Source organism: Streptomyces sp. NBC_00454 (assembly GCF_041434015.1).
Classification (GTDB): domain Bacteria; phylum Actinomycetota; class Actinomycetes; order Streptomycetales; family Streptomycetaceae; genus Streptomyces.
On sequence record NZ_CP107907.1, the window covers coordinates 2,121,966 to 2,144,813 of the forward strand.

Sequence of the window (22,848 nt, forward strand, 5' to 3'; positions counted from 1 at the left end):
CCATGCTCGCACACCGCGCGAGGGGGCGAGCCCGTACCGGGGGTCGACCTCTGGTGGACCTCGGGCGGATCCCGGCCGGATCCCGGCCGGACCTCGGGCGGACCTCGGGCGGGCGAATGCGTCACATCGACACTATCGGCATCGTCAAAGTGACGTGAAGCGGTTATGATAGATAACGTCAAATAGACGAGAAGTCGAAGCCGATGGCTTCAGAAGTCCCTTGTCGCAGAACAGAAAGGGTGCGTGTCGTGACCACCGCCCAGCCTTTGGACAACCAGCCTTTGGACGTCCAGCCGACGCCCCTCGCCCTGCTGCTGCTCGGCCGCGAAGCCGATCCCAAGAGCGAGCGCGGGGTGGAGTGCCCCGGCGACCTGCCGTCGCCGTCGGACCCGGACCTCGTGGCGCGCGCCCGCGCGGCCAAGGAGAAGCTCGGGGACAAGGTCTTCATCCTCGGCCACCACTACCAGCGTGACGAGGTCATCGAGTTCGCCGACGTCACCGGCGACTCCTTCAAGCTCGCCAAGGACGCGGCCGCCAAGCCGGAAGCCGAGTACATCGTCTTCTGCGGCGTCCACTTCATGGCCGAGTCCGCGGACATCCTGACCTCGGACGACCAGAAGGTCGTCCTGCCCGACCTCGCCGCGGGTTGCTCGATGGCCGACATGGCCACCGCCGAGCAGGTCGCGGAGTGCTGGGACGTGCTGACCGAGGCCGGCATCGCCGGCACCACGGTGCCCGTCTCGTACATGAACTCCTCGGCCGACATCAAGGCCTTCACCGGCAAGCACGGCGGCACGATCTGTACGTCGTCCAACGCCAAGAAGGCCCTGGAGTGGGCGTTCGAGCAGGGCGAGAAGGTGCTCTTCCTCCCGGACCAGCACCTGGGCCGCAACACGGCCGTCCGCGACATGGGCATGTCCCTGGACGACTGCGTGCTCTACAACCCGCACAAGCCGAACGGCGGCCTGACCGTCGAGCAGCTCCAGGGCGCCAAGATGATCCTGTGGCGCGGTCACTGCTCCGTACACGGCCGCTTCTCGGTGGATTCGGTCAACGACGTGCGCGCCCGCATCCCCGGCGTCAACGTCCTCGTCCACCCGGAGTGCAAGCACGAGGTGGTGGCGGCAGCTGACTACGTCGGCTCCACCGAGTACATCATCAAGGCGCTGGAGGCGGCCCCGGCCGGCTCCAAGTGGGCCATCGGCACCGAGCTGAACCTCGTACAGCGCCTGGCGAACCGTTTCGCCGCTGAGGACAAGGAGGTCGTCTTCCTCGACAAGACGGTCTGCTTCTGCTCGACGATGAACCGCATCGACCTCCCCCACCTGGTGTGGACCCTTGAGTCCCTGGCCGAGGGCAACCTCGTGAACCAGATCCAGGTCGACAAGGAGACCGAGAGCTTCGCCAAGCTGGCCCTGGAGCGCATGCTCGCGCTGTAGCGGCGCGGGGGCCGCGCCGCCCGCACCGGCCGCGCGAAGCCCCGTACACGCCCGAAGGGCCGCCCCTCCGTCTGGAGGGGCGGCCCTTCGGCGTTGAGCGGGACGACTGCCGCGGTCAGACCTTGACCGGGCTCTCGTCCTCCGCGGAGGCGGACGGGGACGGGACCACCGTCAGGCGGGCCGTCTTCCTGCCGCGGCGGCGCTCCTTGAAGAGCTCGAACATCGTGTAGAGCGTCGGCACCAGGAGCAGCGTCAGCAGGGTGGAGCTGATCAGGCCGCCGATGACGACCACCGCGAGCGGCTGCGAGATGAAGCCGCCCTCGCCCGTGACGCCCAGCGCCATCGGGAGCAGCGCGAAGATCGTCGCCAGTGCCGTCATCAGGATCGGGCGCAGCCGGTGACGGCCGCCCTCGATGACCGCCTCGACGACGCCGTAGCCCTGGGCGCGGTACTGGTTGACCAGGTCGATCAGCACGATCGCGTTGGTCACCACGATGCCGATGAGCATCAGCATGCCGATCAGCGCCGGGATGCCGAGCGGGGTGCCGGTGACCAGGAGCAGGCCGAGGGCGCCGGTGGCCGCGAAGGGGATGGAGACCAGCAGGATCAGCGGCTGGACCAGCGAGCGGAACGTCGCTACCAGCAGCATGAAGACGATCGCGATGGCCGCGAGCATGGCCAGACCCAGGTCCGCGAATGCCTTGCTCTGGTCCTGTCCGACGCCGCCGATGGTGGCGGTGGCGCCCGCGGGCAGGTCCAGGGCCTTGATCTTCGTCTGGAGGTCCGCACTGACGGCGCCGGTGTTGTCACCGACCGGCTTCGCGGTGATGGTGGCGGCGCGGGCGCCGTCGATCCGGGTCATCGCGACCGGGCCGGGGACCTCCTTGACCTCGGCGATGTCGCCGAGCCTGACCGGGCCGACCGGCAGCGCCTGCAGCTGCGCCAGGGTGGTGGCCGGCTGCGCGGACCTGATGACGATGTCCCGCTCGGTGTCATCCAGTACGGCCTTGCCCGCCGGGTTGCCCCGTACGGCCTGGGCGACGATCCCGCCGAGCGCGGCCTGGCTGATGCCGAGTTCCGCCGCCTTGGGCGTGGCGGTGACCGAGATCCGGGGCACGGACTGGGACAGGTCGCTCTGGACGTCGGTGACGTCCTTGAGGGTGGCCACCTCGGCGCGGACCTGTTCGGCGGCCTTGGCCAGGACGCCCGCGTCACCGGCCTTGACGACGACCCGGAGGTTCTGGCTGCCGAAGCCGTCGCCCGCGGCGACGGTGGTGTCGCCGATGCCGTCGAGCCCCTTCAGGGCGGTCTCGATGTGCTTCTTGGCGGCGTCGGCGTCGTCGGAGCTCTTCAGCGTGACCGCGTACGAGGCCTCGTTGGAGCCGGTGCCGCCGCCGAAGGCGGCCATGAAGCCGGAGGACCCGACGGTGACCTGGTAGGCCTCGACCCCCTCGGTTTCGGACAGGACCTTCTCGACCTTGCGGCTCGCCTCGTCGGCGGCGGCCAGCGAGGTGCCCGGGGGCAGCTGCTGCTTGACGTTCAGGACGTTCTGCTCGCCCTGGTCGAAGAAGTTCGTCTTGAGCAGCGGGGTCATGCCCAGTGTCACGACGAGCACCAGGAAGGCCACGACCACGGTGGTGAACCTGCGGCGGGTGACCAGGCCCAGCGCCCGGACGTAGAACTGCTGGAGCTTGCTGCGCGACTCCTTCTCCTCGGCCTCGCGGCGCGCCTTCTCGGCGCTCGCCGCGTCCCCGGCGCTGACGCCCTTCGGCGCGCGCAGGAACCAGTACGAGAGCACCGGCACGACCGTCAGGGAGACGATCAGCGAGGCCAGCAGGGCCGCGGTGACGGTGATGGAGAACGGGCCGAAGAACTGGCCGACCATGCCGCCGACGAAGGCGATCGGCAGGAAGACGGCGACGGTGGTGAGCGTGGAGGAGGTGACCGCGCCGGCCACCTCCTTGACCGCGGTGATGATCGCGTGTTCGCGCTCCTCGCCGTAGCCGAGGTGGCGCTTGATGTTCTCCAGGACCACGATCGAGTCGTCGACGACCCGGCCGATGGCGATGGTGAGCGCGCCCAGCGTCAGCATGTTGAGGGAGAGGTCGCGGGTCCACAGCACGATCAGCGCGAGGACCACGGACAGCGGGATGGAGACCGCGGTGACCAGCGTCGAGCGGATCGAGCCGAGGAAGACCAGGATCACGACGACCGCGAACAGCAGGCCGAGGAGGCCCTCGGTGGTCAGGCCGGAGATGGACTTCGCGACGGGCGGGCCCTGGTCCTGAATCACCGTCAGGTCGGCGCCGGAGCCGAGGGTGGAACGCAGCTCGGGCAGCTTGTCCTTGACCGCGTCCGAGATGGCGACGGCGCTGCCTTCCTTGTCCATGGTCAGGACGAGGGAGAGGCTGGGCTTGCCGTTGGTGCGGGTGATGGAGACCGCCCTGGCGGACTCCTGCTTCACGCTCGCCACGTCACCGAGGCGGACGGCCGGCTTGCCGGGTCCGGCGGTCAGGCGCAGGTCTTCGAGCTGGGCGAGCGAGGTGTAGCCCGAACCGACGCGCACGGTGCGGTTCTTGCCCGCCTCGTCGAAGGAGCCCGCCGGGACGGTGGCGCCGCCCGCCGCCAGGCCCTGGGCCAGTGTCTGGCCGTCGATGCCGGCCGCGGCGAGCTTGGCGGCGTCCGGGGTGACGGTGACCTGGAGGTCCTGGACCCCGTTGACGGTGACCTGGCGGACCCCCGCGATGTCCTGCAGGACGGGGACGACCGACTTGTTCAGCTGGTCGGCCAGCGCCTGCTGGTCCTTGTCGGAGGTGACGGCGAGGACCACGGTCGGCATGTCGTCGGTGGAACCGGCGACCACCTGCGGGTCGACCTCGGAAGGCAGCCGGACGCGGGCCCGGTTGACGGCCTGCTGGACGTCGGCGACGAGCTGCTTGGTGCCGGTGTCGCCGTAGTCGAAGGTCGCCATGATGAGGGCATTGCCCTCACTGGCGGTGGAGGTGATGCCGGTGAGTCCGTCGACGCCCTTGAGGGTGGCCTCGATCGGTTCGACGACCTGCTTCTCCACCACGTCGGGCGAGGCGCCCTGGTACGGCGCGAGCACCGACACCATCGGCAGGTCGATGGAGGGCAGCAGCTGCTGCTTGAGCTGCGGGATGGCTATGGCACCGAAGAGGAGCGCGACGAGCGACACGAGGCCGATCAGCGCCCTTTGGGCCAGGCTGAAGCGGGACAGCCGGAACATGGATATGAGGTTCTCTCTGCAGTGACGTGGGTGACGTCGAATGACGTCGACGAAGTCATGCCGCCGGGCAACCCGTGAGGGCGCGCGCGAAGGCTCCTCAGCTTGGCGCGCCCGCGGGCACGCCGGCGTCGGCCCCAGGTCCCGTCCTTACGCCCGGCATACCGCGTCCGCAGTAGTCGGTACTACTGCGCCTACTCGGCGCGGGGCCTGACTAGTCCCGATTCGTAGGCGATGACCACCAATTGGGCACGGTCGCGGGCGCCGAGTTTGGCCATGGCCCGGTTGACGTGCGTCTTGACGGTGAGCGGACTGACCTCCAGCCGCCCGGCGATCTCGTCGTTGGACAGACCCGCCGCCACGAGTACGAGGACCTCGCGCTCCCGTCCCGTCAGCGCGGCGAGCCGCTGCGCGTGCGCCGCGGCGGTGGCGGTGGCGGTGCGGGTCTCGTCGCCGCCGCCCTGGGCGAGGAAGGTGGCGATCAGCCCTTTGGTCGCGGCCGGGGAGAGCAGCGCGTCACCGGCGGCGGCGACGCGGATGGCGTTGAGGAGCTCCTCGGGCTCGGCGCCCTTGCCGAGGAACCCGGAGGCGCCCGCCCGCAGGGCCGCGGCCACGTACTCGTCCACCTCGAAGGTCGTCAGCATCACCACGCGGACCCCGGCCAGTTCGGGGTCGGCGCTGATCAGCCGGGTGGCGGCGAGGCCGTCGGTGCCAGGCATCCGGATGTCCATGAGCACCACGTCAGGCCGCAACTCGCGCGCCAGCTCGAAGGCCTGCGCCCCGTCGGAGGCCTCCCCGACGACCCGCATGTCGGGCTCCGAGTCGACGAGCACCTTGAACGCGCTGCGCAGCAGCGCCTGGTCGTCGGCGAGCAGCACCCTGATGGGCGCCGGAGCCTGTGCCTGGGGCGGGATCTCTTCCACGGTGCGACCCTACGTCGTCCCGCGCGGCGAGTGCCGTACGGGCCCTGCAAGATCCGGAAGAGACGGCCTAGGTCGTCTCTTCCGGGTCTTGTCGGTCAGGTCCGCGTCGTCCGGTGTCGTGCCTCGGCGCGCTGCCGGGGCTGCCGCGTACTGGACGTACTCGGGTGCCCCGGCAGTGCGGCGAGGTGCGGTGCCGGGCGGCGCGGACCCGACAAGATCCGGAAGAGACGGCCTAGCCCAGGGCCAGGACCACCAGGACCGCCGTCGTGGACACCTCGGCCAGGGCTCCGAACACGTCCCCCGTGACCCCGTCGAACCGCCGGACGCAGCGCCGCAGCAGGGCCTCCGCCGCCAGCAGGGCGGCCAGCACCGCCGCCCCGTGCTGCGCGGCGGCGCCCGGGCCCAGCGGCAGCGCGGCCACGGCCGCCAGGCCTACGGTGAGCACGGCGATGGCGGCGGCCGCGCCGTACGGGACGACTCCGGCGACGGCCGCGCCCAGCCCCTCGGGGCGGGCCGCCGGGACCCCCTCGCGGGAGGCCAGGGTCATGGCGAGGCGGGCGGCGACGGCGGCGAGGACGGCGGCGAGGGCGCCCCGAATCCAGCTGTCGGCGTACACGTCGGCCAGCGCGGCGACCTGGACCAGCAGCACGAACACCAGCGCCACCACCCCGAAGGGGCCGATGTCGGACTGCTTCATGATGCGCAGCGCCGCGTCGGCCGGCTTGGCGCTGCCCAGTCCGTCCACCGTGTCGGCGAGGCCGTCCAGGTGCAGGGCGCGGGTCAGGGCCGCCGGTACGGCGACGGTGACGGCCGCGGCGAGCAGCGGACCTGCGCCGCACAGCAGCAGGAGGACGCCGGGCACGGCCGCGAGGAGTCCCACCACGAGCCCGGCGAGCGGGGCGCAGGCCATCCCGGTGCGGGCGGCGGGGCGGTCCCAGCGGGTGATGCGGGCGGGCAGCACGGTGAGCGTGCCGAAGGCGAAGCGGACCCCGTCGAGCAGCGAGGCCCGGTCCGGGGGCGGCGTCGGGGACGGGCCGTCGTACGAATCTGTCATCGGCGCGAACGCTACCCGCTCACCGGGAACGGTAAGTTACCCATTACGCCCCAAATCGGGAGGTGGTGGCATGGGTCACTGGTGGTATCGAAACATTGTGGAGCCGGGGAAGCTCCCGCTGCTCCTCGCCCTGGTCTCCTTCGTCCTGTCCTTCCTGGTCACCCGTGTGATCACCCGCCTGATCCGGGCGGGCCGGGGACCCTTCAAGAACGTCACTCCGGGCGGGCTGCACATCCACCACGTGGTACCGGGGGTGATCCTCGTGATCATCGGCGGGTTCGGCGCGGTCGGCAGCGGCCGGCACGGCTTCGGGGCGGGCCTGTCGGCGGTCATCTTCGGGCTGGGCGCGGGGCTGGTGCTGGACGAGTTCGCGCTGATCCTGCACCTGGACGACGTCTACTGGAGCGAGCAGGGCCGCAAGAGCGTGGAGATCGTGGTCCTGACGGCGGCGATCGTGGCGCTGGTGCTGGGCGGGTTCCTGCCGTTCGGGGTCAACGACCTCACCACCGAGGAGAGACACAGCCGCGGGCTGGTCGTCATCAATACGGCGACCAACTTCTTCCTCGCGCTGATCGCCCTGTGGAAGGGCAAAGCGCGCACGGCGTTCTTCGGCACGGTCATCCCCTTCGTGGCGCTGATCGGCTCGATCCGGCTGGCCCGGCCCGGTTCCCCGTACGCGAAGCGGTTCTACGTCAACCGTCCGCGGGCCCGCGCCAAGGCCGGGCTCCGCGCCTTCCACCACGACCGCCGGTGGACCGCGCCGCGCCGCAGGTTCGAGAACTTCATCGGCGGGACCCCGGACAAGGAGCAGGCGTCCGACGCCGGCGGAGAGTCGCGCTGAACGACGCAAGGGCCCGTCCCCCCGGGGGGACGGGCCCTTCCTCACTGCTGTCAGCCCGGGATCAGGCCGTCGTCGCTGAGCATGTCCTTGACCTCGTCCAGCGTCGCGTCCGGCGCGGGCAGGATCAGCTCGGACGGCTCCAGGGCGTCGTCCGGGAGCGGCTCGCCGAGCCGGCGCACCTCGTCGAGCAGCGCTCCCAGCGTGCGCCGGAAGCCCTCCTCGTCACCGGACTCCATCTCCGCGAGCAGTTCGTCGTCCAGCTCGTTGAGCTTGGTGAAGTGGCTGTCCGCCAGCTTCACCTGACCTTCCCCCATGATGCGGACAATCATGACGGGCCCCGTCCTACTGCTTGTCGAACCGGTGCTGGGTCTGCGACGGCTGGCCGGTGCCCGGGGCGCCGCCCTCGATGGCCTGCTGCTGGGCGGAGGGACCGCCCGCCAGCTCGGCCTTCATCCGCTGGAGCTCCAGCTCCACGTCCGAACCGCCCGAGATGCGGTCCAGCTCGGCCTGGAGGTCGTCCTTGGCGAGCCCGCTCGCGTCGCTGAGCGCGCCGGAGGCCAGCAGCTCGTCGATCGCGCCGGCGCGGGCCTGCAGCTGCGCCGTCTTGTCCTCGGCCCGCTGGATGGCGAGGCCGACGTCGCTCATCTCCTCGGAGATGCCGGAGAAGGACTCGGCGATCCGGGTCTGCGCCTGGGCGGCCGTGTACGTGGCCTTGATGGTCTCCTTCTTGGTGCGGAAGGCGTCCACCTTGGCCTGGAGGCGCTGCGCGGCCAGCGTCAGCTTCTCCTCCTCGCCCTGCAGGGTCTGGTGCTGCACCTCGAGGTCGCTGACCTGCTGCTGCAGCGAGGCCCGGCGGGACAGGGCCTCGCGGGCCAGGTCCTCGCGGCCGAGCGCCAGCGCCTTGCGGCCCTGGTCCTCCAGCTTGCTGGACTGGCCCTGGAGCTGGTTCAGCTGCAGTTCCAGCCGCTTGCGCGAGGTCGCCACGTCGGCGACGCCGCGGCGCACCTTCTGAAGCAGCTCCAGCTGCTTCTGGTACGAGTAGTCGAGGGTCTCGCGCGGGTCCTCGGCCCGGTCAAGGGCCTTGTTCGCCTTCGCGCGGAAGATCATCCCCATACGCTTCATGACACCGCTCATGGGCTTCGCGCGCCCCCTTCTAGACGGACTGTGCTCCAGGTCACCAACAAGACCCACAGTACGGGCCCTGCATCTATTACCGCACTGTTCGAGTACGGATGGGCTCCTCCTCCAGGACGACTGCTGCGCCGCCGTGTCAGGCGTAAGGAGTAGGTGCTCCCCTCACGGTTACCCAACAGGAAGGACGCCCGCCGTTGCCGGATCGTTCCCGTCCGGGATGGGGCCCGTGCCCACAACCACGTACCCTTGGGTTTTGTGTTTGGTAGCCGATCCTCCAAGGAAGAGAAGGCCGCCGCCACCGACAAGGTGAGCGCCGACCTCTCGCAGTCCCGTGACCCGCAGGCCCCGAAGGGCCGCCCTACGCCGAAGCGTGCCGTGGCCCAGTCACAGCGCAAGGCCGTGGTGGCCTCGACCGGCAACCGCAAGGAGGATGCCAAGCGAGCCCGTGAACGCCGCCGGGTCGAGATGACCAAGCAGCGCGAGGCTCTCGCCAGTGGCGACGAGCGTTACCTGCCCAACCGCGACAAGGGCCCCGTGCGCCGCTACGTCCGCGACTTCGTGGACTCCCGCTTCTCCGTCGCCGAGATGTTCCTGCCGCTGGCAGTGATCATCCTGGTGCTCAGCATGGTGCGCGTGCCGTCCATCCAGAACATCGCACTGATGCTGTGGCTCGGCGTGATCGCGCTGATCCTCGTCGACTCCGTCGGCATGTTCATCCGGCTGCGCAAGGCCCTGAACACCAAGTTCCCCGACGAGCCCAAGCGCGGCGCCGTCGCGTACGGCCTCATGCGCACCCTCCAGATGCGTCGGCTGCGCCTGCCCAAGCCGCAGGTCAAGCGCGGGGAACGGCCCTGAGCGGTTTCTCGGACGGATCCCGCCTCTGGCTCGAGGGCCTCGGCGGGCTCCGCAACGCCGTCCGCCAGGAGCTCGTCGGCCGCCAGGTCGACGAGCAGATAGCGCACCGCTTCCCCGTCGGGCAGCGGCTGCGCGTCATGGACGTCGGCATGGGCCAGGGCACCCAGGCGCTGCGCCTGGCCCGCGCCGGGCACATGGTGACGGGCCTGGAGCAGGATCCGAAGATGCTCGACGTCGCCCGGGAGGCGCTGGCCGCCGAGCCCGCCGGAATCCGGGACCGCGTCCGCCTCATGGAGGGCGACGGCCGCGAGACCGGGGCGCACTTCCTGCCGGGCAGCTTCGACGTGGTGCTCTGCCACGGCGTGCTGATGTACGTGCCCGAGCCGGACGCCATGCTCGCCGGGCTCGCCCGCATGCTGGCCCCCGGCGGACTGCTGTCCCTGCTGGTGCGCAACGGCGACGCGCTCGCCATGCGGCCCGGCCTCGACGGCGACTGGACGGCCGCGGTGGACGCCTTCGACACCACCGACTACACGAACCGGCTGGGCCTGGACGTGCGCGCCGACCGGCTGGCCGCGCTGACGGCCACCCTGTCCGGGATCGGCGCCCCGCTGCAGACCTGGTACGGCGTACGGGTCTTCACCGACGGCACCGAGGCCGGGGAACGGCTCCCCGAGGGCGCGGAGCTGGAGCGGCTGCTCGCCGCCGAGGACCGCGCCGGACGAACCGACCCCTACCGCGGGGTCGCCGCCCTGCTGCATCTGTGCGGCGTACGGGGCTGAACCCCCCAGCGCCTCGGAACACGCCCGGAGCCCGGGTCCGCTCGCGGACCCGGGCTCCGTCGCATCCTCGGCCGTCACCGGCCCGGCCGGGTCAGAGCTCGGCGGCCTCGCGCAGGCTCATCGTGTACAGCTGGACGCCGTTGTCGTCGGACAGCTTCACCTGCTCGGTGCCGCCCTCCAGCAGGTCCTTCCAGTACTCGCCGATCCACGACTCGGCGTCCCCCTGCGTGGTGAACTCCTCCGGAACCACCGACGGGCTCGTCTCACTGCCGTCCGCCGTCTCGAACCGCCACGTCCACGCCATGTCCGCCTCCGTTGCTCGTCCGCTGATCGCTGATCGCACGCTTCTCGTCTTGAGTGTGCCCAGAGAGTAGCCGGGCGCGCACCAGTCTCGGCGACGCGGGAGGATCATCCTGTGGAACTCACTCTGCTCGGCACCGGCACACCCGAAGGACTGCCCCGCCCCGGCTGTCCCTGCGCCGCCTGCGCGCTCAGCGTCGGGCCGCGGGCGCGCGCCGCCACGTCCGTGCTCGTCGACGGGGCGCTGCTGCTGGACCTGACCCCGGGGGCGGTGCTCGCGGGCGCGCGCGCGGGACATTCACTGACCGGCGTACGGCAGGTCCTGCTGACCCACCCCCACGACGGGCCGGCCGTGGAGCTCCCGCCGGGGCTGCCCGCCGCCGGGCGGGTGCCGGACGGGCGGGAGCTGGCGGTGATCTCCGGGCACCGGGTGCTGGCCGTGGCCATGGACGCCCCCGGCACCGGGTACGAGGTCACCGGCCCGGACGGGGCCCGGCTGCTGTACCTGCCGCCGGGCGGGGCGCCGGCGGGAACCAACGGGACCAGCGCGCAGCGCCCGTACGACGTGGTCCTCGCGGACGTGCTCGGCCGCCCGGAGGCCCTGGCCCGGCTGCGGGCGAGCGGTGCGGTGGGCCCGGCGACGGACGTGATCGCGGTCCACCTGGACCACGACGCCCCGCCCGGCGCGGAGCTGGAGCGACGCTGCGCGGCCGTGGGCGCCCGGACGGTGGCGGACGGCACGACGGTGTCGACCGGCGAGTACCGGGCGCTGCCCCGGGTGCCGCGCCGGACCCTGGTCCTGGGCGGGGCCCGGTCGGGGAAGTCCTACGAGGCGGAGCGCCGGCTGACGGGCTTCCCCGAGGTCGTCTACGTGGCCACGGGCGGCACCCGGGAGGGCGACGCGGAGTGGGCGGCGCGGGTCGGCCTGCACCGGGAGCGGCGGCCTTCGTCCTGGCGGACGGTGGAGACCTGCGAGCTGGCTCCCCTCCTGGCCGAGGACGGGCCGCCGCTGCTGATCGACTGCCTGGCGCTGTGGCTGACGGACGCGATGGACCGGGCCCTGGCCTGGGACGACGCGGCCTGGGCCGGAGGCGGCCGCAAGGAGCTGGAGGAACGGACGGCCGAGCTGGTGGCGGCGGTCCGCGCGACCCGCCGCCCGGTGGTGCTCGTCAGCAACGAGGTCGGCTCCGGGGTGGTCCCCGCGACGGCTTCGGGGCGGCGGTTCCGGGACGAGCTGGGGCGGCTGAACGCGGGGGTCGCGGGCGAGTGCGAGCACGTGCTGCTGGTGGTGGCCGGCCAGCCGGTGGTCCTCAAGCAGTGACTCCCGCTCCACCGGAGCGGCGGGCCCGATCCGGGAAGCGCCGGCGGGGCTGAGTATGCAAGGGCTCGGCTGTACGCTCTGGCAGATGACCATGCTGAATCTCGACGACTTCTCCGATCTGATCGAACGCCCCGACGGGGGCGTACGGCGTGATGCCGAGGAACGCCGTGAGCGGCAGGCCGTACCGGTCGGGGCGCTGGGGCGGCTCGACGAGCTCGCCGAGTGGCTCGCGGCCGCGCAGGGGCAGGTGCCGGTCAAGCCGATCGAGCGGCCGCGCGTCGTACTGTTCGCGGCCGACCACGGGATCGCCGCCCAGGGGGTGTCCGTCCGGCCCGCCGGCAGCGCCCACGAGCTGGTGCGGGCCGTGCTCGACGGGACGAGCCCGGTGGGCATCCTGGCCGCGCGGTTCGGCGCCTCCGTACGGATCGTCGACGCGGGCCTGGACTGCCATCTCGATCTGCTGCCGCAGGAGATCACCAAGCACCGCGTCCGGCGCGGCAGCGGGCGGATCGACATCGAGGACGCGCTGACGGCCGAGGAGGCCTCGGCCGCGCTGCGCCTCGGCATGCAGATCGCCGACGAGGAGGCCGACTCCGGGACCGATCTGATCGTGCTCGGGGACCTGAGCGTCGGCGGGACCACCGTCGCCGCCGTGCTCGTCGCCGCCCTGTGCGGCACCGACGCCTCCGTGGTCACCGGCCGCGGCGGCGTACCCGTGGACGACCTGACCTGGATGCGCAAGTGCGCGGCCATCCGCGACTCGCTGCGACGCGCCCGGCCGGTCCTCGGGGATCAGGTCGCACTGCTGGCCGCCGTCGGCGGTGCGGACTTCGCCGCGATCACCGGATTCCTGCTCCAGTGCGCGGTGCGCCGTACCCCCGTCATTCTCGACGGGGTCGTCTCGGCGGCCTGCGGACTGGTGGCCCAGCGGGCCGCCTTCCGCGCCCCGGACTGGTGGCTGGCCGGGCAGGCCAGCGGGGAACCGGGCCAGGCCAAGGCCCTGGACCGGATGGCACTCAACCCGGTGCTGGACCACGGCGTCACTGTAGGAGAAGGAACCGGGGCGTTGCTCGCTCTTCCCCTCGTCCAGGCCGCCGCCGCACTCGCGGCGGAACTCCCTGAGCGGGTTCAGGAACCGACGGAATGAGTCACCGGGGACCGCGGTCCTGACCAGGCCGTGGTCCGTGGGACCGCCGAGCACGGACCGCGACGCCCCATATCATCGCTTTTTATGGGAGAGGTCCGTTTGACCAGCGCAGAGACCGAGCGGAAGACCGACCGAGGGACCGGTACGGATCCGAACGGCAACGGCAAACCAGGGGGCGGCCGGGAATCCGGCCGGGACAACGGCGGGGAGAACGGCAAGGACAGCGGCAAGGACAGCCGCAGGGGAAGCGCCCGATCGCGGCGCAGCGCCGGCTTCGCGGTGTGGTACCTGCGCGCCGTCACCTTCGTCAACCTGCTCAGCGCGGTGTGGGTGTCGCTCGGCCAGGACCTGCGCCGGCACAGCACCGCCGATTTCTACACCCCGTACCTGCTCACGGCGGGCTTCGCCTCCGCGGCCTTCTCGCTGCTGCTCACCGTCACCATGGGCCGCCGCAAACGCGCCGCATGGATCTTGAACCTGGTGCTCAGCGGACTGCTGCTGCTGGCGTTCGCCATGGCCGCCGTCGCCTCCTTCACCCCCTGCTCGGGCGGTGACTACGAGTTCTGCTACCCGGAGTTCCGCGGCCACGCCCAGAACTGGGTGGCCTTCGCGCTCACCGCGCTCTTCGTCGGCGCCCTGCTGCTGGGCCGCCGGGAGTTCTACGCCAAGGGCGACCGCTCCAATCCGCTGCTGGCCAGCCTCGTCGCCTCCGTCGGCCTGCTGCTGACCTCGCTGGTCGCCGCCCTGATCGTGGGCGCGACCAACACCGACCCGGACGCCGCCGACGCCACCTTCCTGGCCCGCTGGCGGTACGGCGTGATGCGCCTGGTCACCCTGGCCCCGGACGACAAGGCGTACAACTCGATCACCACCCCCGGCTGGGTGGACGTCGCCATCAACGTCATGTCCACCCTGCTGCTGCTCGCCGTGCTGTTCGCGGCCTTCCGCTCGCGCCGCGCCGTCGACCCGCTCACCGAGGAGGACGAGGACAAGCTGCGCGCGCTCCTCGCCAAGCAGGGCGACCGCGACTCCCTCGGCTACTTCGCACTGCGCCGCGAGAAGTCCGTCATCTGGTCCCCCACCGGCAAGGCCGCCGTCACCTACCGCGTCGTCGGCGGGGTCTCGCTGGCCTCCGGCGACCCGATCGGCGACCCCGAGGCCTGGCCCGGAGCCATCGACCCGTGGCTGGCCGAGGCCCGCGAACACGGCTGGGTGCCCGCGGTGATGGGCGCCAGCGAGGAGGCCGGGCAGATCTACGCCCGGCACGGACTCGACGCCCTGGAGCTCGGCGACGAGGCGATCGTGGAGACCGACGAGTTCACCCTGGAGGGCCGCGCCATGCGCACCGTCCGCCAGGCGTACAACCGCGTCAAGCGGGCCGGGTACACCGTCCGCATCCGCCGCCACGCCGACATCCCGGCCGAGGAGATGGACGTACTCCTGCTGCGCGCCGACGACTGGCGCGACGGCGCGACCGAGCGCGGCTTCTCCATGGCGCTGGGCCGACTGGGCGACCCCGGCGACGGCCAGTGCGTGATGCTGGAGTGCTTCGACGGCAACGGAGAACTGCGCGCCGTGCTGTCCTTCGTCCCGTGGGGACCCAAGGGCCTGTCGCTGGACCTGATGCGCCGCGACCGCGATTCCGAGAACGGTCTGATGGAGTTCATGGTCATCGAACTCCTGGAACGCTCAAAGGAGATCGGGGTCACACAGGTCTCGCTGAACTTCGCGATGTTCCGTTCCGTCTTCGAGCGTGGGTCGAAGCTCGGCGCCGGTCCGGTGCTGCGCATGTGGCGCTCGCTGCTGAGCTTCTTCTCGCGCTGGTGGCAGATCGAGTCCCTCTACCGGGCCAACGCCAAATACCGGCCGATCTGGGAACCGCGGTTCATGCTCTTCGAGAAGAGTTCGGACCTGCTGCGGATCGGTATCGCGGCGGGCCGGGCCGAGGGCTTCCTGGAAGCCCCCGGCCTTCCGAAGTGGATGCACCGCAGACATCTGGAGAGCAAGCGTTGACCACTGCCTCACTGCGGCGGTTCGCCCGCCGCGAGTGGGGGCCCCTGTACTGGACGATCCGGGACGCGCTCGTCCACAAGAAGTGGCGGGCGATCCCGATGACCATCGGCGCGGTCTGCCTGACCTCGGTCTTCCAGATCGTGCAGAACACGTCATGGGGCTTCCAGCCGGTCCAGAACCTCGGGTCGGTCAAAGCCGTCGACCCGCTCTGGCTCGCCCTGCTGCGCACCCCCCTGTCGCTGTTCGTGCCCGCCCTGGACCTTCCGGTGTGGGGGGCGCTCGCCCAGATCCTGCTCGTCTTCGGGATCTCGGAGATCTGCATCGGGTGGTGGCGCACGCTGGCCATCGGCTACGTCGCCACCCTGGCCGGGACCACGTACGCGCGGATCGGGCTCTCGCTCGGCGCGGACCACCCCTTCGGCCTGCCGGACACGGACCGGATCGTCAACGACACCGGGCCCTCGGCGGCGGTGGTCGGACTGGCCATCTACGTCTGCTGGCGCTACCGGGCGTACCTGACCGGCTCCGTGGTCATCCTGCTGATGACCGGCGAGCTGCTCTTCAAGGACAACCTGGCGGGCAAGGAGCACCTGGCGGCCATCGCCTCGGTGATGGCGTTGTGCTTCGTCCGCGCGAAGTGGGGCCCCGAGCGCTCCCGGACCCCGCTTGGCGTCCGGCGGCAGGCCGCTCCCCCGCCGGCGCCCCCGGCCCCGCCGCCGTCGCCTCCGGTTCCCCGGGACTGAGAGCGCCCGCTGGGCCGTACCGTATCGGGGTGACGACAGAGCTCGGGCCGTTCGCCCGCACGCGGCGGTGGATGCGGGACCATCCGCTGGCCACCGATGCCGTACTCGCGCTCGGGGCGCTCGTCTCCATGGTCGTCGGATCCTTCGCCGACCCGCACGGCGCCCACGGGCCGACCTTCGGGACGCGCACCCCCGCGACGTTCTCGCTGGTCCTCATGGTGTTCGGCGCGGCCGCCCTGGTGTTCCGGCGCCGGCGGCCGCGGGTGGTGCTGGCCGTGACGATCGGCCTGTCGCTGCTGGAGCTGACCACCGGGGAGCCCCGGGCGCCCGTCGCCATGTGCACGGTGATCGCCCTGTACACGCTGGCCTCCCGCACCGACCGGCCCACCACCTGGCGGGTCGGCGTCCTGACCATGTCCGGGCTGACGGCCGTGGCCATGCTCTCCGGCCCGCTGCCCTGGTACGCCCAGGAGAACATCGGGATCTTCGCCTGGACCGGCATGGCCGCGGCCGCCGGGGACGCGGTGCGCAGCCGCCGCGCCTTCATCGATGCGATCCGGGAGCGGGCGGAGCGCGCCGAGCGGACCCGCGACGAGGAGGCCCGGCGCCGGGTGGCCGAGGAGCGGCTGCGGATCGCCCGGGACCTCCACGACGTGGTGGCCCACCACATCGCCCTGGTCAACGTCCAGGCCGGGGTGGCCGCACACGTCATGGACAAGCGCCCGGACCAGGCGAAGGAAGCACTGGCCCACGTCCGCGACGCCAGCCGCTCCGCGCTCAACGAGCTGAGGGCGACGGTGGGGCTGCTGCGCCAGTCCGGCGATCCCGAGGCTCCGACCGAGCCGGCGCCGGGACTGGCGGTCCTGGACGACCTCGTCGACACCTTCCGCAACGCCGGGCTCCCGGTGAAGGTCATGGTGCAGCTGGGCCGGCCCGACGTCGCGGCTCCCCTGCCCGCCGCCGTGGACCTGGCCGCGTACCGGGTGATCCAGGAGGCGCTGACCAACGTGCGCAAGCACGCGGGCCCCGGAGCCAGTGCCGAGGTCAGTGTGGTCCGGGTGGGCGGGTCCGTCGAGGTGACCGTGCTGGACGACGGCGGCTCCCCGGCGGACGCGGCGGCCGAACCCCCGGACGAGGGCGGCGGCCACGGCCTGCTCGGCATGCGCGAACGCGCCGTGGCCCTGAACGGCTCCTGCTTCGCCGGCCCCCGCTTCGGCGGCGGCTACCGGGTGCACGCGATCCTGCCGGTGGGCTGAGGCCGGAACCTCAGACGAGGGCGCAGACCAGCAGGGTGAACGCGGCGACGATGACGGCGACGCGGACGTAGTGGTAGCGGTTCCAGCGGTCCAGCTGCTCCTTCCAGTCGGCGGGCCGGTTCTCGGGGGTCCAGGTCTTGTTCCGGTTGTTGATCGGGACGAGCAGCAGGACCGACATGAGCACGCTCAGGATCAGCAGTCCGGCAGCGGTGACGACGAGTCCGGCGCCGTGGTGGTGCCATCCGGCAACGGCCCAGATCGCGCTGAGGACGAGCGAGCCGATGTACCAGAACGGCATCAGGGCGCCGAGCATCCGGCCGCCGTGGGCGTGGCCGAGCTGGCCGCTGTCCTCGGGGAGCGCGTCCAGGATCCGGTTCATGATGAAGAGGACGGAGAACTCCACTCCCACCATCAGGCCGACGACGACGGTGGTGACGACCTCGAGTGCGTTGAGCATGGCGATCCCTCCGAGAGCTAGCGCTGCTAGGTGATGAGGCAACGCTAGTACTACTAACGCTCGATTGTCTAGCAGTGCTAGAATCCATTCATGTCAGTCAGGGAACGCAAGGAGCGCGACCGGGCGGAGCGCGAGCGCCTCATCGTGGCGACGGCCCGCGAACTCGCCGAGCAGCAGGGCTGGGACGCCGTCACCACCCGCCGGCTCGCCGAGCGCATCGAATACAGCCAGCCCGTCCTCTACAGCCACTTCCGCGGCAAGCGCGAGATCATCGGCGCCGTCGCCCTGGAAGGCGCCGTCGAGCTGGCCGCGGCGGTGCGGGCCGCGGCCTCCGCAGCGAACGGCCCCCGCGAGCGGGTCGCCGCCCTCGCCCGCGCCTACCTCGACTTCGCCGAGCACCACCCGGCGGTCTACGACGCCTTGTTCCAGCTCGACGGCGGCCTGGCGTACGCGCGGGAGGACACCCCCGAGCCGCTGAAGGACGCCTTCGCCGCCCTGCTCGAGTGCCTCGCCGAGGTCGCCGGCGACGGGGTCCACCCGGGGATGTTCACCGAGGTGTTCTGGGCGGCCCTGCACGGCCTGGCGACCCTGACCCGCACGGGCCGCCTGCTGCCCGGGGACGCCGGGCCGAGGGTGGAGCTGTTGGTGGACCGGCTCGCCATGGTCTAGCGGCAGACCTCGCGCCACACCCCCAGCTCGGACTTCTTCTGCAGCGAGCTGAGCTTCGCCTCCCGGGCCTTCGGGCACCACTGCGCGAGCGGCTTCTCGTACTCCACGTGGAAGACGGCCTTGCCCGCCTCCACGAAGGGCGCGACCCGGTCGCACTCCTCGTACTGCATGCACTGCTCGTTGACCGCGAAGTCGAACTCCCCCACCAGCTGCGGGATCTGGTCCAGGTCGTTCTTCAGCCCCACCGACATGCCCCGGTCGTGCGCCAGCTTCGCGATCAGCCGGTTGTACTTCAGCTGGTCCTCGGCCGTCAGCGGGAAGCCGGACTTGTTCCGGTAGCCGTCCATGTTGTCGGGCTCCACCGCGTCGAAGCCCTTCTCCCGGCACATGTCGAACCGCTTGCCGATCAGCGGTTCCAGTTCGGCGAGCCGCCGGACGTCCAGCCAGCGCTCGCCCTCCCAGCCGTTGCCCTCCCCGCGCATCGACTGCGGGAAGGCCTCGGCGTCCGGCCGGAAGTCCTCCCAGGCACCGGTGGACAGGTAGCAGATGGTCCGCCGGCCGGCCTTCTTCAACTCGGCGACCTGCTCCTTGGTGGTGGTGAACCCGTCGACGTCGTAGACGGCGGCCTTCACCGAGGTGTCCAGCTTCCCGGTGAGCTGCCACTGCCAGCTCACCCCGGGCGCGGGCTGCCAGCGCTCCCCCGGCGCCGGGGCGGGCGAGAGGTCGTCCGGCTGCTCCTCCTCCCCGTCCCCGGGGGAAGAGGTACAGGCCGCGAGGAGCAGGAGCGGTACGAGGACCAGCAGGCGGCGGCGCGGCGACGGGCGCTTCATCCGGCGGCCTCCAGGGCGTACGGCAGGGTCCCCCACGGGTGCGCGCCGGTCCCGGGGACCGCGCAGTGCACCCCCGCGCCCCGCTCCAGCGCCAGCTGCTCGGCGAGTTCGGCGGCCGGGGCGCCCGGCGGGACGGCGTACACCAGGTGGCAGAACCGCTGGGCGGGGTGGTCGGCGGTCCACGGCGGTACCGCGGCCGCGTCCCGGTAGGCGTCCCAGGGCCCCTCGAAGGTGACGAGCAGGTCGGCGAGTTCGGCGTATCCGGGGTGCGGGTGCACTCCGTGGTTGAGGACGACGGTACGGGCCCCGGCGGCCCGCGCGGCGACGGCGAGCCGCGCGTAGTGCGGCAGGAACTCCGGGTCCGCGGCGGCCTGGTCCAGGAAGACCCCGTCGGTGGCGTACCAGTCCCGGTGACGCAGCAGATCCTGGACGACCGCGGCGTGCGGGCGGCGCCCGTAGTCGGTGTCGGCGTACCCCAGGACGGGCACCCCGGCGTCGCGCAGCCGCTCGGCGACGGCGGCGAACCGCTCGTCGGGGGCGTCGCCCGGCCCGCTGTCGGGGTTGAGCACCACCGAGTGCAGCCGGCCCGCGGAGCGGATGAGCAGCTCCCAGTCCTCGGGCCGGTCGGCGGGGTGCTCGTAGAGGGGCACCAGCAGCATGTGGTCCTTCTTCTCGTGCGGGACGTGCGGGACGTTCATGTCGTACGGGCTGTACGGGTCGTACGGGTTCACGTGTTCAGCGGTGGGCCGTCGCGCGGCCCAGCAGCAGGCAGACGAGCAGGGCCAGCGCGAGGGCCGCCGCCCCGGCGACGGCCAGCTGTACGGCGCGCGGCGGCCCGATCCCCAGGAGCAGGGCCAGGCTCTGCGCGACGGCGGCCGAGGCACAGACCACCGCGGCGGGCCGCACCGCCCCGAAGGACTGCAGGAGCAGCCCGGTCCACATCACGGCGCCGAGCAGCAGCAGCGTGGCGACGCGGACTCCGGTGAGGCCGGGCGCGCCGGGCCAGAGCAGGGTTCCGGTGAGGCCCAGGGCCAGGAGTACCCCGAGGTAGCAGGCCAGGCACCGGGCCAGGGTGGCGAGCATCCGCAGCCCGAACTGCCGCGGCGAGCGGGCCGCGCGCAGTCCCGCGAGGCTGCCGCTGCGGAACCGGTGGAGCAGCCATTCGGCGGGGCCCATGCTGAGGGTGAGGGCCACCGCCGAGGGGGCCGCCACGGCCTCGGCGGGGCCGCCGGCGAGGACCTCCCCCAGGGCCGCGTAGAGCACGAGGAGGCCGGTGCCCAGGCCGAAGACCCCGTAGGGGACGGAATCCCCGAGCCGGGGGCCGCGCGGGGCGTAGTCCTCTTCGGCGCCGCGCAGCATCTGCCAGCGGACCGGGCCCCGTTCGCCGGGGCGGCGTTCGGTCCAGCCCTTGATCCGGAGCACGAGGGCCCGTACCCCGTCGGCCAGCGGCAGTTCCCGTACCGCCAGCGCGCAGGCGGCCAGCAGGGACGCCACCAGCAGCAGGACCCGTACCGCGACGGGCAGGTCCGTGAAGAGGGTGAGCACCGCGCCGGCGGCCATCGGCGCGAGCGCGGCGAGCAGCACCCGCTCCCGCCCGAGCACGAGCAGGACGGTGGCGGCCCCGACGTACAGGGCCTGACCGGCGGCGAAGGCGTACGAGAACGGCGGCCCGCCGGGCACCGACAGCGCGGCCGCCGTGCCCAGCAGCGCCCCGGCGGGGGCTCCGAGCAGCAGGGTCCGCCCAGCGGCCGCCCGGTCGCCCAGGCCCAGCCAGGAGTAGGCGCGGTGGGACAGGGTCTGGTCCCAGACCCAGCCGATGAGCGCCCCGGCGAGCAGGGTCAGCGTCCCGGCGGGCAGCCCCAGCCGGTCCTGCGGGCCCTCCAGGAGGGGGGATCCGAGCAGGTAGGCCAGGCCGGGCAGGGCGAAGATCACCCCGCGCAGCAGGCAGGCGGTGAGGGAGACCTTCCAGGGGTCGGGGACGTGCGCGGGCTCCGGGAAGGCGCGCGGCACCCGGGCGTAGAGCTCTTCGGCGAGTCCGAAGGAGTCCTGGCGGCCGTAGGTGAGCCGGATGTGCTCGTCGGTCATCCCGTCGGATTCGAGGATGGCGGCGATCTCGTCGGGGTGGACGGCCGCGGCGATGAACCCGTCGAGGCGCTCGGCGAGTTCGTCCATCGGGTCGGCGGCCGGGGAGGCGCCCCGGCGGGGGCGCGGGATGGCGGGGAGGGTGTCCCCGCCGGGGACCTTCAGCCAGAGGGATCCGCTCACCACAGGCTCCCGTCGGCGGCCAGTTCCTTGTACCAGGGGTCGGCGAGACCCGGGGTCCACGCGTCGCCCACCTGGAGGGGCAGGACGGGTCGGCTCGCGTCCTTCTCGAGGGCGAGGCCGCGGTAGATGTGGCGGAAGCCGTCCACGGACTGGTCGAGGGTGAACTTCTCCACCACCCGTTTGCGGGACATCCGGCCCAGTTCGGCGCGGCGTTCGTCGTCGCGGAGCAGGGCGAGGGTGGCGCGGGCCATGGTCTCGGGCTCGCGCGGCGGGACGACGAGGCCGGTGTCGCCCACGGCCTCGCGGACCCCGCCCACGTCGGTGGAGACGGTGGTGCGGCCGCAGGACATGGCCTCGATGATGGAGAAGGGGAAGCCCTCGCTGATGGAGGAGAGCATCACGACGGAGCCGGCCGCGTAGGCCTTGGCGACCTCGGTGATGCGGCCTTCGTAGGAGATCCCGTCGGACACCCCGAGTTCCGCGGCGAGCTTCTCCAGCCCCAGCTTGTAGTCCTCGCAGCCGGCCGGGACCGGGCCGAAGAGGCGCAGCCGCAGGGCGGGCATCTCCTCGCGCATGAACGCGTAGGCCCTGATGAGGGTTTCGAGGTCCTTGATCGGGTCGATGCGGCCGCACCAGCTGAGGGTGGGCACCTCCGGTTCGGGGCCGGCCTCGGGGAAGGCGTGCGGATCGACGCCGTTGTAGACCGTGCGGATCCGCTCGGAGTCGGCGCCCCCGCGCTCCTCCCAGCGGCGGTTGTACTGGTTGCACGGGGTGATCAGGTCGGCCTGCCGGTAGCCCTCGGTGTTGAGCTCGCGGTAGAAGCCGAGCATGAGGGCCTTGACGGGCCAGCGCTGTTCGGCGCTGCGGTAGCCGAGGTAGCGCTCGCGCAGGTAGATGCCGTGCTCGGTGAGGAGGAACGGCACCTTGTCGAGGTACTTGGCGGCGAGCGCCGGGAGGGTGGCCAGTCCGCTGCTGACGGCGTGGGCGACGCTGTCGGGCGGGATCCGCACGGACAGCGGGCGCAGCGCGTGTTCCAGCAGGTCGGTGGCGGTGAGCGCGTCGTGGATGGTCGGCTCGGCCTCGGCGGTCAGGAGGCCGGGACGGGTCCAGACCTCCATCAGCAGGCGCAGGACCGACTCGGAGCGCAGGGCCGGGGCGAGCCGGCCGGCCCGGGCCAGCAGGGCCAGTTCGCGCAGGGAGTCGGAGAAGCCCCCGCGCGCGGGGTCGAGCAGGGAGAGCAGGAAGGTCTCGTAGATCTCGGTGAAGCGGCGCTGCGCCTTGCCCCGCAGACCGGAGCGGAGCCTGCGGGCCGGCGGGGGCCCCCAGAGCGGAACGGCGGTGTGGCGGTAGACGTTGCGCGGCAGTTCCCAGGTGACCGGCTCGCGTCCCGAGCCGGTCAGGGCTATGACGTTGAAGTCGACCTCCGGCATACCGCGGACCAGTTGGTCGCACCAGGTGCTGACGCCCCCGTGGACGTGCGGGTAGGTGCCTTCGGTGAGCATGGTGACATGACGCCCATGGCTCATGCGGTGTGTCCCCCCAAGGACGTGAAAGGGGCCGGCGCCCGTGGTTCGT

21 protein-coding genes are annotated in these 22,848 nt (G+C 72.1%); 10 read left to right on the forward strand and 11 right to left on the reverse strand.

Going from position 1 to position 22,848, the window contains the following annotated elements; translation table 11 throughout:
- Nucleotides 1-239: 239 nt before the first annotated feature.
- Nucleotides 240-1,439, forward strand: a complete 1,200-nt coding sequence (nadA, locus tag OHU74_RS09860; RefSeq protein WP_330296050.1) for a quinolinate synthase NadA — start codon at nt 240-242, stop codon at nt 1,437-1,439.
- A gap of 115 nt (nt 1,440-1,554) precedes the next feature.
- On the opposite strand, the gene OHU74_RS09865 is transcribed toward nadA, so the two are convergent.
- The 3 genes from OHU74_RS09865 to OHU74_RS09875 form a co-directional block, all read right to left on the reverse strand.
- Nucleotides 1,555-4,686: an efflux RND transporter permease subunit gene (locus tag OHU74_RS09865; protein ID WP_371615532.1), complete on the reverse strand. Its 3,132-nt coding sequence runs from the start codon at nt 4,684-4,686 to the stop codon at nt 1,555-1,557.
- 191 nt (nt 4,687-4,877) lie between these two features.
- The gene (locus tag OHU74_RS09870) at nt 4,878-5,606 is read right to left on the reverse strand and encodes a response regulator (RefSeq protein WP_371615533.1); all 729 of its coding nucleotides are present in this window, start codon (nt 5,604-5,606) and stop codon (nt 4,878-4,880) included.
- A 232-nt stretch (nt 5,607-5,838) separates the two neighbouring features.
- On the reverse strand, nt 5,839-6,660 hold the full coding sequence (locus OHU74_RS09875; protein WP_371615534.1) for an adenosylcobinamide-GDP ribazoletransferase: 822 nt from the start codon (nt 6,658-6,660) through the stop codon (nt 5,839-5,841).
- Nucleotides 6,661-6,730: 70 nt separating this feature from the next.
- Between OHU74_RS09875 and OHU74_RS09880 the strand changes: the two genes are divergently transcribed.
- A complete protein-coding gene (locus tag OHU74_RS09880; protein WP_371615535.1) occupies nt 6,731-7,501 on the forward strand; it encodes a hypothetical protein in 771 nt (256 codons plus the stop codon).
- Nucleotides 7,502-7,551: 50 nt separating this feature from the next.
- Here OHU74_RS09880 and OHU74_RS09885 read toward each other — a convergent pair whose 3' ends face one another.
- Together OHU74_RS09885 and OHU74_RS09890 are read right to left on the reverse strand one after the other, a co-directional pair.
- Nucleotides 7,552-7,830, reverse strand: coding sequence for a hypothetical protein (locus OHU74_RS09885; protein ID WP_371615536.1), 279 nt, complete (start codon nt 7,828-7,830; stop codon nt 7,552-7,554).
- A 13-nt stretch (nt 7,831-7,843) separates the two neighbouring features.
- Complete coding sequence (locus OHU74_RS09890; RefSeq protein WP_371615537.1) at nt 7,844-8,635, reverse strand: PspA/IM30 family protein; 792 nt, start codon at nt 8,633-8,635, stop codon at nt 7,844-7,846.
- 246 nt (nt 8,636-8,881) lie between these two features.
- Between OHU74_RS09890 and OHU74_RS09895 the strand changes: the two genes are divergently transcribed.
- Complete coding sequence (locus OHU74_RS09895; RefSeq protein ID WP_330296057.1) at nt 8,882-9,490, forward strand: DUF3043 domain-containing protein; 609 nt, start codon at nt 8,882-8,884, stop codon at nt 9,488-9,490.
- A complete protein-coding gene (locus OHU74_RS09900) occupies nt 9,487-10,272 on the forward strand; it encodes a class I SAM-dependent methyltransferase (protein WP_371619628.1) in 786 nt (261 codons plus the stop codon). Before OHU74_RS09895 ends, OHU74_RS09900 begins: the two co-directional genes overlap by 4 nt.
- A gap of 91 nt (nt 10,273-10,363) precedes the next feature.
- Here the strand turns inward: OHU74_RS09900 and OHU74_RS09905 are convergent, their stop codons facing one another.
- Entirely contained in the window at nt 10,364-10,576 is a 213-nt protein-coding gene (locus OHU74_RS09905) for a hypothetical protein (protein WP_250742535.1), read from the reverse strand.
- Nucleotides 10,577-10,687: 111 nt separating this feature from the next.
- Here OHU74_RS09905 and OHU74_RS09910 point away from each other — a divergent pair, with 111 nt between their 5' ends.
- The 5 genes from OHU74_RS09910 to OHU74_RS09930 all read left to right on the forward strand — a co-directional run bounded on the left by OHU74_RS09910 (nt 10,688) and on the right by OHU74_RS09930 (nt 17,052).
- Entirely contained in the window at nt 10,688-11,893 is a 1,206-nt protein-coding gene (locus tag OHU74_RS09910; RefSeq protein ID WP_371615538.1) for a bifunctional adenosylcobinamide kinase/adenosylcobinamide-phosphate guanylyltransferase, read from the forward strand.
- Nucleotides 11,894-11,978: 85 nt separating this feature from the next.
- Nucleotides 11,979-13,040 carry a nicotinate-nucleotide--dimethylbenzimidazole phosphoribosyltransferase gene (cobT, locus tag OHU74_RS09915; protein ID WP_371615539.1) on the forward strand — a complete coding sequence of 354 codons (1,062 nt, stop codon included), beginning with the start codon at nt 11,979-11,981 and terminating at the stop codon, nt 13,038-13,040.
- A gap of 84 nt (nt 13,041-13,124) precedes the next feature.
- The gene (locus tag OHU74_RS09920) at nt 13,125-15,053 is read left to right on the forward strand and encodes a phosphatidylglycerol lysyltransferase domain-containing protein (protein ID WP_371615540.1); all 1,929 of its coding nucleotides are present in this window, start codon (nt 13,125-13,127) and stop codon (nt 15,051-15,053) included.
- Nucleotides 15,050-15,796 (forward strand): hypothetical protein, encoded by a 747-nt coding sequence (locus OHU74_RS09925; RefSeq protein WP_371615541.1) that lies wholly within the window; start codon nt 15,050-15,052, stop codon nt 15,794-15,796. The genes OHU74_RS09920 and OHU74_RS09925 overlap by 4 nt, the downstream gene beginning before the upstream one ends.
- Before the next feature lie 29 nt (nt 15,797-15,825).
- Nucleotides 15,826-17,052 carry a sensor histidine kinase gene (locus OHU74_RS09930; protein WP_371615542.1) on the forward strand — a complete coding sequence of 409 codons (1,227 nt, stop codon included), beginning with the start codon at nt 15,826-15,828 and terminating at the stop codon, nt 17,050-17,052.
- Between the two features lie 10 nt (nt 17,053-17,062).
- Here the strand turns inward: OHU74_RS09930 and OHU74_RS09935 are convergent, their stop codons facing one another.
- On the reverse strand, nt 17,063-17,509 hold the full coding sequence (locus OHU74_RS09935; RefSeq protein WP_371615543.1) for an anthrone oxygenase family protein: 447 nt from the start codon (nt 17,507-17,509) through the stop codon (nt 17,063-17,065).
- A 90-nt stretch (nt 17,510-17,599) separates the two neighbouring features.
- Here OHU74_RS09935 and OHU74_RS09940 point away from each other — a divergent pair, with 90 nt between their 5' ends.
- On the forward strand, nt 17,600-18,178 hold the full coding sequence (locus OHU74_RS09940; protein WP_371615544.1) for a TetR/AcrR family transcriptional regulator: 579 nt from the start codon (nt 17,600-17,602) through the stop codon (nt 18,176-18,178).
- Here OHU74_RS09940 and OHU74_RS09945 read toward each other — a convergent pair.
- The 4 genes from OHU74_RS09945 to pelF all read right to left on the reverse strand — a co-directional run bounded on the left by OHU74_RS09945 (nt 18,175) and on the right by pelF (nt 22,799).
- On the reverse strand, nt 18,175-19,008 hold the full coding sequence (locus OHU74_RS09945; RefSeq protein WP_371615545.1) for an endo alpha-1,4 polygalactosaminidase: 834 nt from the start codon (nt 19,006-19,008) through the stop codon (nt 18,175-18,177). The two genes, OHU74_RS09940 and OHU74_RS09945, sit on opposite strands and share 4 nt — an antisense overlap.
- The gene (locus OHU74_RS09950; RefSeq protein WP_371619629.1) at nt 19,005-19,667 is read right to left on the reverse strand and encodes a spherulation-specific family 4 protein; all 663 of its coding nucleotides are present in this window, start codon (nt 19,665-19,667) and stop codon (nt 19,005-19,007) included. Before OHU74_RS09950 ends, OHU74_RS09945 begins: the two co-directional genes overlap by 4 nt.
- Nucleotides 19,668-19,743: 76 nt before the next feature.
- Entirely contained in the window at nt 19,744-21,273 is a 1,530-nt protein-coding gene (locus OHU74_RS09955; protein WP_371615546.1) for a hypothetical protein, read from the reverse strand.
- On the reverse strand, nt 21,270-22,799 hold the full coding sequence (pelF, locus tag OHU74_RS09960) for a GT4 family glycosyltransferase PelF (protein ID WP_371615547.1): 1,530 nt from the start codon (nt 22,797-22,799) through the stop codon (nt 21,270-21,272). The genes OHU74_RS09955 and pelF overlap by 4 nt, the downstream gene beginning before the upstream one ends.
- Nucleotides 22,800-22,848 lie beyond the last annotated feature (49 nt).

What these genes read in the sequence shown, in the direction of transcription:
- OHU74_RS09935 (WP_371615543.1), bottom strand. Translation starts at nt 17,509, where the DNA reads ATGCTCAACGCACTCGAGGTCGTCACCACCGTCGTCGTCGGCCTGATG.
- OHU74_RS09940 (WP_371615544.1), top strand. Translation starts at nt 17,600, where the DNA reads ATGTCAGTCAGGGAACGCAAGGAGCGCGACCGGGCGGAGCGCGAGCGC.
- OHU74_RS09905 (WP_250742535.1), bottom strand. Translation starts at nt 10,576, where the DNA reads ATGGCGTGGACGTGGCGGTTCGAGACGGCGGACGGCAGTGAGACGAGC.
- pelF (WP_371615547.1), bottom strand. Translation starts at nt 22,799, where the DNA reads ATGAGCCATGGGCGTCATGTCACCATGCTCACCGAAGGCACCTACCCG.
- OHU74_RS09890 (WP_371615537.1), bottom strand. Translation starts at nt 8,635, where the DNA reads ATGAGCGGTGTCATGAAGCGTATGGGGATGATCTTCCGCGCGAAGGCG.
- cobT (WP_371615539.1), top strand. Translation starts at nt 11,979, where the DNA reads ATGACCATGCTGAATCTCGACGACTTCTCCGATCTGATCGAACGCCCC.
- OHU74_RS09920 (WP_371615540.1), top strand. Translation starts at nt 13,125, where the DNA reads ATGGGAGAGGTCCGTTTGACCAGCGCAGAGACCGAGCGGAAGACCGAC.
- OHU74_RS09880 (WP_371615535.1), top strand. Translation starts at nt 6,731, where the DNA reads ATGGGTCACTGGTGGTATCGAAACATTGTGGAGCCGGGGAAGCTCCCG.
- OHU74_RS09875 (WP_371615534.1), bottom strand. Translation starts at nt 6,660, where the DNA reads ATGACAGATTCGTACGACGGCCCGTCCCCGACGCCGCCCCCGGACCGG.
- OHU74_RS09865 (WP_371615532.1), bottom strand. Translation starts at nt 4,686, where the DNA reads ATGTTCCGGCTGTCCCGCTTCAGCCTGGCCCAAAGGGCGCTGATCGGC.
- OHU74_RS09885 (WP_371615536.1), bottom strand. Translation starts at nt 7,830, where the DNA reads ATGATTGTCCGCATCATGGGGGAAGGTCAGGTGAAGCTGGCGGACAGC.
- OHU74_RS09950 (WP_371619629.1), bottom strand. Translation starts at nt 19,667, where the DNA reads ATGCTGCTGGTGCCCCTCTACGAGCACCCCGCCGACCGGCCCGAGGAC.
- OHU74_RS09945 (WP_371615545.1), bottom strand. Translation starts at nt 19,008, where the DNA reads ATGAAGCGCCCGTCGCCGCGCCGCCGCCTGCTGGTCCTCGTACCGCTC.